General features: G+C 39.9%; 1 protein-coding gene. It reads left to right on the top strand.

The window, feature by feature from the left end:
• The first annotated feature begins 202 nt into the window (after positions 1-202).
• Positions 203-2,014: a hypothetical protein gene (locus Q7P41_RS01800; RefSeq protein ID WP_303881683.1), complete on the top strand. Its 1,812-nt coding sequence runs from the start codon at positions 203-205 to the stop codon at positions 2,012-2,014.
• Positions 2,015-2,138: the final 124 nt, after the last annotated feature.

Here is a 2,138-nt window from a genome sequence, read left to right as displayed (position 1 = left end):
TGCTAATCGCAAGGATCATTAATAATATCAACTCGAAAAAGTGGCCAGGTGGAGCATTATGGGTGTTTTATTTGCGAGTGCTTCTGGGCTTCATGCTTGCTGCTTCAGTGGTTCTGGGATTTTATGCCTTCGCTGGGATAAGCATACTGAACTGAACTTAAACCAAATTCAGCTAGGTTCAGCTATGACGTGGGGTGATATAATGCGAATTGCCATTATTTTACTTATTTTGCTTTTTAATATATTATCATGTGCAGATGCTAGTGTAACCTACACTTTGCCGGAGGTCAACAAGATAGAAGCCGAAAAACATATGGTAGCTGCAAGGCGATATTTTTTAAGCGGAGATTATCTCAATTGCATTGAAGAATTAAGTGCAGCCCAACGAGAAAATATTTATCTGGTAGGCGTGTATCTTTTAAGATCCTTATGCGAAAGGCGTCTGGGCATGTGGGATAAATCGTTAACATCTATACACTATTATTTGGAAGTTGAAAGCGCAGACGTACGTGCCAGGTTAATTGAAGATCAAATTGAAAAAGAAAAGAGTTTTTTAAAGAATGTATTGTCAGGTAAAATCGAAGTCAATTCGATTCAGGCATATAAACAACCTTTCTCATTATTCTACAATCTTCCCTTGGGTTCAAAGCCGAAGACAAAAGCCCTAGGAAAAGCAAGCTCTTTCGAAGGTAGGTTGTGGATCTCTGATACGGAAGGCAATAAAGTTTTTATGATCGAAAGAAACAAAAAACCGGTCCCATTTGACATTGACAATCCCGTTTCAGTAGTGCCCTTGGATTTTGACGAGGCGATTATCGTAACCAAGGAAGGGCAGATATATAAAGTCAATGTGAGTGAAAACAACAAAAACCTCGAACACATGCACGTTAAAAAGGTGGCAAGCCTTCCTATAATTGCCTCGGATGCTGTTGTCATAGGCGAAAAATTTATACTTGTGGGCGACGTAAAAGAAGGCAAATTAACGTGTGTCGATCTTGAAGATGGAAATATTTCATATACTTGGACGCCAACGGATGAAGGACGTTTTGAGCCACTGGCTTTGTCTTATGGCGGCTACTTGGTAGCCATTGCGGATAGGGGATCCAACTCTGTAATCTTCATGGATCCTTGGGCTAAGGAAGTCGTTTTTAAAGAGCAAGTAGAACTTTTAAGAGATGTAGAATGGATTTCACCAATAGATTACGTCGTCTTGAGCGAGGATGGATCACTATACATAGGAAACATCTTAAAAGATTCGCTAAAAAAACCTATCGAAGAAAAACTCGAAAACTGCTGGTGTTTAGCAAGGTATGAAGATAAAATTATAGCGCTTGATACGGCTTTGAAAAACACCTTTTTGATCGAGCAAGTTTTAAAATTAGAAAATCTCATCGCCTTTGCTAACTTATATATGTTGGAAAAAGGGCCCGATCTCGGTTTTTTACGCTTAAAAGCCAATTTAAATATTCCCGCAATTTCTAATTATGAGCAAAAGACCCCTTCCCTTATAGTGGGTTTTGGCGAAAACTTCCTCCCAAGCAAATGGGAACGAAAAACTTATATGAACCAAAAGCCAGTCCTTGAGATTGCTTTGGCAGATAACTACGAAATTTTTTTAAGGAAAATCTATACCGTTGGCAACGTGTGGCCTTCCAGACTTGTGATGAAACAAGGACCCCATCTTTCTGGAATAACTGACGATTTTGTGCTAATGTTGGCAGGGTTAAGTCTCAGAGAAGGCATAGCCATTGATTTGCACATGAAAGACGGACCATTGCCATTGAGTTTGACAATGCTTTCGTACATATCGGGAGGAAAAATTAAGTTCTCCTCGTCACATCAAAGCGATGACTCTAAGTCAATGGGACTTGAAGGGGAAGTTTTTGTAAGCCTCCCCGAAAAGAGCATTTTGCTCAAAGCGGTTGTTTTTGAGCCGCTTTTGGCCGTTTTCGGGAATATAAACGGCATCCCCTTCCGAGACTGGATCCCCATGGATTTTTTATTCAACTACTAACTAATGCAACCGATAGGAGGATTAACTATGAACTTTCTTGTAAGAAAAGCGTTAGATGGAGATCATCGTGCAATAGCAAGGTTAATTTCATTGGTTGAGAACGAGTCATCCTTTGCGAGTCAGA

Source organism: Acetomicrobium mobile (genome assembly GCF_937920065.1).
This window is presented reverse-complemented; position numbering and strand designations above follow the sequence as displayed.